The 6,346-nt window shown below is 68.9% G+C and carries 5 protein-coding genes and 1 riboswitch; all 5 genes read left to right on the top strand.

The window, feature by feature from the left end; all coding sequences use genetic code 11:
• Positions 1 to 1,202, top strand: a 1,202-nt coding sequence (locus B8W67_RS19705; RefSeq protein ID WP_165757330.1) for a S8 family serine peptidase, incomplete at its 5' end; no start/stop codon positions are given.
• Positions 1,199 to 2,335, top strand: coding sequence for a type VII secretion protein EccE (eccE, locus tag B8W67_RS19700; RefSeq protein WP_069393916.1), 1,137 nt, complete (start codon positions 1,199 to 1,201; stop codon positions 2,333 to 2,335). The genes B8W67_RS19705 and eccE, both read left to right, overlap by 4 nt.
• Positions 2,332 to 4,170: a type VII secretion AAA-ATPase EccA gene (gene eccA, locus B8W67_RS19695; protein ID WP_085305854.1), complete on the top strand. Its 1,839-nt coding sequence runs from the start codon at positions 2,332 to 2,334 to the stop codon at positions 4,168 to 4,170. Before eccE ends, eccA begins: the two co-directional genes overlap by 4 nt.
• Before the next feature lie 98 nt (positions 4,171 to 4,268).
• A riboswitch (M-box (ykoK) riboswitch) is annotated at positions 4,269 to 4,439 on the top strand.
• Between the two features lie 298 nt (positions 4,440 to 4,737).
• Positions 4,738 to 5,037: a PE family protein gene (locus B8W67_RS19690; protein ID WP_085305852.1), complete on the top strand. Its 300-nt coding sequence runs from the start codon at positions 4,738 to 4,740 to the stop codon at positions 5,035 to 5,037.
• A gap of 17 nt (positions 5,038 to 5,054) precedes the next feature.
• A complete protein-coding gene (locus B8W67_RS19685) occupies positions 5,055 to 6,251 on the top strand; it encodes a PPE family protein (RefSeq protein ID WP_085305850.1) in 1,197 nt (398 codons plus the stop codon).
• Positions 6,252 to 6,346: the final 95 nt, after the last annotated feature.

The following is a 6,346-nucleotide window of genomic DNA, read 5'->3' as shown; positions in this document are numbered from 1 at the left end:
CGGAGGAACCGGCCCCGGCCGAGCCCCAGGGGCCCGGTCAAGGGCCCCCGGCGCAGGCTCCGCCGCCGCAGCAGCAGGGACCGGCCCAGGGTCCGGTGCCCGGGCCGGCGGCCAACACGCGCCGCGGCGCGGTGACCGGCGGCGCCTACCGGGGTGGGCGCGATGTCGTCGCGGTGGACCACAGCGGCCTCGGCCCGGAGATGCCCGACAGTCCGCCGCCCCCGCCGCTGGCCCCCGATCAGCCGGATGCCTTCAACGGGGTGGCTCCGGACGTGGAGTTGATCTCGATCCGCCAGACCAGTGTCGCGTTCACCCCCAAGGACACCTTCGGTGACGACGATCCGCAGGTGCGCCGCAAGATCGACAGCATGCGCACGATGGCCCGGGCGATCGTGCACGCCGCCAACCTCGGGGCGCGGGTGATCAACATCTCGACGGTGACCTGCATGAACACCCGCACGATGCTCGACGTTCCCGAACTCGGCGCCGCGGTGCGCTATGCGGCGGTGGAGCGCGACGCGGTGATCGTCGCCGCCGCCGGCGACACCAGCCAGAGCGACTGCAAACAGAACCCCGCCTTTGACCCCTTGCATCCCGATGACCCGCGGAATTGGAGTGGTGTGAATACAGTGGTGACTCCGGCCTGGTTCGACGACTATGTGCTGACCGTGGGGGCGGTGAACTCCGACGGGGTCCCGCTGAACGACCTGAGCGTCAAGGGCCCGTGGGTCTCGATCGCGGCACCGGGCACCGACATCATCGGACTGTCCAACCGCGACGACGGCCTGGTCAACGCGATGGACGGCCCGGACAACACCCAGCTGGTGTTCGCCGGCCCCGCGTTCTCCACGGCGATCGTGTCCGGGGTCGCGGCGTTGGTGCGGGCCAAGTACCCCGAGCTGACCTACCACCAGGTCATCAACCGGCTCACCACCACCGCGCACCCGCCGGCGCGCGGGGTGGACAACCAGGTGGGCTACGGCGTCATCGACCCCGTCGCCGCGTTGACCTGGGATGTGCCCGTCGGACCCGCGCAGCCACCGGAACGGCTGTCCAAGCCGTTGGAGCTGCCGCCGCCGGAGACCCCCCGCAACATGGTGCCGGTGTGGGTCGCCGCCGGGGGACTGGCCGCGGCGGCGCTGGGCGCGGCGGCGGTACTCGGGGCGGCGGCGATGATGCGGCGTTCGCCGTGGCGCCGATGAAGGCGCAGAGCCCGCTGGGGCTGGTCGTGTCGTGGCCACCGCTTGCCGTGGTGTTTCTCGTCGACGTGGGCATCATGACCCTGGTCAGCAACTGGCCGACCCAGTGGCGGCGCGACATCGCCTGGTGGACCGGCGTCGGGATCGCCGCGCTGGTGGCGATCCTGGTGTTGGTGACATTCCGCCGGGTGCGTCTCGGTGTGCTGATCGGGACGTGGTTGCGGAACTTCTTCACCAAGGTGGAACCGGCGTTGGCCGTCGGCCGCGACGCGGCGACCGACCACCGGCGTCGCTACGGCCATGCCACCGTCGGGGTGCGTCACCACGACGGTGCGGTCGTCGCGGTGGTGGCGGTGGCCGCCCCGGTGCTCGCCCCCAACGGCCGGCACAGCCAACCCGAGGCGGCGATGGCCGAGCTACCGATTCAGGCGGTCGCCGCGAGCTTGAGCCAGTTCGACGTCCACCTCGACGGGATCGATGTCATCGCCCTCGCCACGGCGGACGCCACCCCGACCGAACGCCAACCCAGCGCCTGGCTGGTGCTGCGGATGACGCCGACCGCGAACGTCGGCGGGGTGATCGTGCGGGATTCGGTGGCCTCGACCATGGCGGCGGTCGCCGAACGGGTCGCCGACGATCTGGGGCGACGCCGGTTCGACGCGTGGCCGCTGACCGCCGACGAGCTCAGCGACCTCGATGACGCGGTGCTCGGCGGGGTGTCTGATGACGCCTCCCCGCGGTTGCGGTTTCTCAAACGCCGCGACGGTGACGGTGAGGTGACCGGGTACGCCACGTCATTCTGGTTGTCGCCCAACGACATCACCGCCGACACTCTCGCCGACCTGTGGGACGTCGACGCGGATCTCACCGTGATCGGGTTGCGGTTGCTCGCCCGCCACAATCAGATCGAGGTCTGCGCCTGGGTGCGTTTCCACACCGCCGAACGGCTGGACAAGTCGGTGTTCAAGGGCTTGAACCGGCTGGCCGGCAGGCAACTGCTGGCGGTCGCGGAGATCATGCCGGTGCCCGCGCGCCAACCGCGATTGGTGCTGCCGGCGCGCGCCCTGCAGGACGACGATCCGGCGGCCCTGCCCCTGCCGGAGCCGGTCCTCGACACCGCAGAGGCGGGCCCATGAGCGGTCCGCACGCCGCGGCCAGCGACGCCCGCAACGCGATGGTCGCCGGGCTGCTGGCCTCGGGAATCTCGGTCAACGGGTTGCAGCCCAGCAACAACCCCACCGTGGCGGCGCAGATGTTCAGCACAGCCACCGCGCTGGATCCGAGCGTGTGCGACGCGTGGCTGGCCCGCATCCTCGCCGGTGACGACAGCCTCGAGGTGGTCGCCAACGCGTGGGCGGCGGCGAAGACATTCGGATGGGAGATCCGGCGCCTCGGCGTGGCCGACCTGCAGTTCCGCCCCGAGGTCTCCGACGGGCTGTTCTTGCGGCTGGCGATCGGCAGCGTCGAGTCGCTGGCCGCCGCCTACGCGGCCGCGCTCATCGAGGCCAAGCGCTACGACGAGGCGTCACGCCTGCTCGATGAGACGACGGCGCGCCAGCCGATCGACGCCGAACTGCTCAGCTACGTGCGGGGTCTGCTGTATTTCCGCACCGGCCGCTGGCCCGACGTGCTCACCCAGTTCCCCGCTGCGACGATGTGGCGCAGCCCCGAACTGAAGGCCGCGGCCGCGGCGATGGCCACCACCGCGCTGGCCTCCCTGGGGGTCTTCGAGGAGGCCACCCGGCGCGCGTCGGAAGCCATTGAGGGCGACCGGGTTCCCGCGGCGGCCAACGTCGCCCTCTACACCCAGGGGATGTGTCTGCGTCATCTCGGGCGTGAGGACGAGGCGGTGGAGTTGCTGCGCCGGGTGTACTCCCGCGACGCCACCTTCAGCCCGGCGCGCGAGGCTCTGGAGAACCGCGACTACGGATTGGTCATCACCGACCCGGAGACGATCGAGGCGCGCACCGACCCATGGGATCCCGACAGTGCGCCCACCCGTGAGCAGACCGAGGCCGCACGCCACGCCGAAACCGCGGCGAAGTATCTGGCCGAAGGCGATGCTGAACTCAACGCCATGCTGGGCATGGAACGGGCCAAACGCGAGATCCGACTGATCAAATCCACCACCAAGGTGAACCTGGCCCGCGAGAAGATGGGACTTCCGGTGCCGGTCAGCTCCCGCCATGCGCTGCTGCTGGGGCCGCCGGGGACCGGGAAGACATCGGTGGCAAGGGCTTTCGCCAAACAGCTGTGCGGACTCACGGTGCTGCGCAAGCCGTTGGTGGTGGAGACCAGTCGCACCAAGTTGTTGGGCCGGCACATGGCCGACGCCGAGAAGAACACCGAGGAGATGCTCGAAGGGGCGCTCGGCGGGGCCGTGTTCTTCGACGAGATGCACACCCTGCACGAGCGCGGTTACTCCCAGGGCGACCCGTATGGCAACGCGATCATCAACACACTGCTGCTGTACATGGAGAACCACCGCGACGAACTCGTGGTGTTCGGGGCCGGCTACGCCAACGCGATGGAGAAGATGCTCGACGTCAACCCCGGGTTGCGCAGACGGTTCTCCACGGTCATCGAGTTCTACAGCTACACCCCGCCGGAACTGATCGCGCTGACCCAGTTGATGGGCAGCGAGAACGAAGACGTCATCACCGACGAGGCGGTGGCGGTGCTGCTGCCCTCCTACACCGAGTTCTACTCCGAGGAGAACTACTCCGAGGACGGCGATCTCATTCGCGGTATCGACGTCTTGGGCAACGCCGGCTTCGTGCGCAACGTGGTGGAGAAAGCTCGCGATCACCGCAACGCCCGTCTCGATGACGAGGACCTGGACGCTTTGCTGGCCAGTGACCTCACCGACTTCGACGAAAGCCAGTTGCTGCGCTTCAAAGAACTCACCGCCGAGGACCTGGCGGAGGGTCTGCGGGCCGCGGTCGCCGAGAACAAGAACAGCGCATCCTAGTTCGCTCAGCGTCGGGGCTGCCGCGTCAATTCGGTGTCCAGAACCTGGTCAGCGCGTCGAGTTGACGGCAAGCCCAGACGGTGCCAGTATTGCTGATGCATGCACCTCGCTAGGTGAGGCGTCTGCATGGACACAGGCCACTGACCTTGAACGTCGAGAGACGCCCCGGGTCAGGACAGCTCCTCCCGGCTTAAGGGTTGAGCCCAAGTGGCTTCCGGTCGAACCGGATACGCCGTGCAGTGCCGAAACTCAGACGAGAGGGGTGCGGCGCCCGACGTGGGTCGGGTTGCTTCTTCCCCTGACTGTGCACGCGTGGCGACACCCCCGTGTGTCCTGGCTGTGAGGAGGTGAGGGCGAGATTGAGTCCCAGCGATAGTCATTATCCGGCTTTGATGATCAGTCCGTTCCGATCCGGCCCCGGCATCATCTCCGCTGCCTGAAACAGACCGGCTCTCCGCCGATTTCGCGCGCGCTCGCACGACTGTGAGCGTGGCGGTCGGTCGGGTGTGCCTGTGGCGGAAACGCGGGAGCCGTTGATCAGCCCTGCGTTCCATCAGGAGATGACCCATGTCTTTTCTCTTCACCCAGCCCGAGTTTCTGACCGCCGCCGCCGCTGAACTGAGCGGTATCGGCTCGGCGGTGCACGCCGGCAACACCGCTGCGGCCGGCCCGACCACCGGGATCTTTCCCGCCGGCGCCGACGAAGTGTCGATGCTGACGACCGCGCAATTCGTGGCGCACGCCCAGAATTACCAAACCGTGGCCGCCCAGGCCGCGGCCATCCATGAGCAGTTCGTTGCACTGCTGAGCGGCAACGCTGACGCCTACGCGGTGACCGAAGCCGCGAACGCGGCAGGTGCTGCCTAAACCGGAAGGGGCCGGTGATGTTTGTTGACTTTGGTGCACGGCCACCGGAAATCAACGCCGCGTTGATCTACGGGGGCGACGGTTCGGCGACCATGCAGGCGGCCGCCGCTGCCTGGGACGGGTTGTCGGCCAACCTGCAAACCACCGCGAACTCGTACAAGGCGGTGGTCTCGCGGCTGGCGACCGAGGAATGGCTGGGTCCGTCGTCGGTGGCGATGGCGACGAAGATCACCCCGCACATGATGTGGATGGATACTGCCGCAGCCCAGGCCGAGCAGACGGCCATGCAGGCGCGTGCGGTGGTGGCGGCATTCGAGGGTGCCTTCGCGATGACGACGCCGCCGCCGGTGATCGCGGCGAACCGCAGTCTGCAGTCGTCGTTGATCGCGACGAACTTCCTGGGGCAGAACACCGGGGCGATCATGGCCACCGAGGCTCTGTACATGGAGATGTGGGCCCAGTGTGCGGCGGCGATGTACGGCTACGCCGCCAGTACGGCGGCGGCCAGCCAACTGACACCGTTCGCCCCGGCCACGCAGAACCCCAACCCGGCAGGGCAGAGCATGCAGGAGGCGGCGAAAGCCAACGCCGAGAAGAACTCCGGGCAGGGCAGTGCCGGAAACGTGCTGTCGGGGTTGCTCGGAAACCTGTTCAACTCCGGGGAATCCGGCGGCATCCTCGGTGACGCCGGGGGAGCGGGGATCGGGCCCAACGCCAACCTGTGGAACACCATCACCTCCACCGGAGCGATCAACCCGGCGATGGCCACGTCGATGATCGCCGACTTGGCGGTCGTCCAGGAGTTCAACGAAGCGATCCCGGGACGCTTCGCGCCCGGCGCGTTCACGCCGGTCCTGCCCGCCCTTCAGCCGACCACCACGGCGATGCTCGCCAGCGCCGGCGCCCCGGCCTCGACGTCGGCCGGGTTGGCCTCGGCGCCGGCGTCGGTGTCGGCGGGGATGGCGCGGGCAACCCCGATCGGCGCGCTGTCGGTGCCCGCGTCGTGGAACGGCGCCGCCCCGGCAGCGGCCGCCACCAGCGTGCTGCCCGGGCACAGCCCGGCCGCGGCGGCACCCAGCGGCGGGCACGGCGCGCCCGGCGTGCCGCTGGCCGGAATGGGCCGGGGCAATGGTGTCACCGGACCGCGCTATGGGATCCGGCCGACCGTGATGGCGCGGCCGCCGGCTGCCGGGTACGCGCCGGAGTTGTTCTGACAGTGTCGATCACGAGATAAGGAGAGGCGATTATGGCTTCGCGTTTTATGACTGATCCGCAGTTGATGCGGGATATGGCTGGGCGGTTTGAGGTG

The organism is Mycolicibacillus koreensis, assembly GCF_002104795.1.
Taxonomy (GTDB): domain Bacteria; phylum Actinomycetota; class Actinomycetes; order Mycobacteriales; family Mycobacteriaceae; genus Mycobacterium; species Mycobacterium koreense.
Note: the sequence above shows the minus strand (reverse complement) of the source record. Positions and strands in the feature narration are given on the sequence as shown.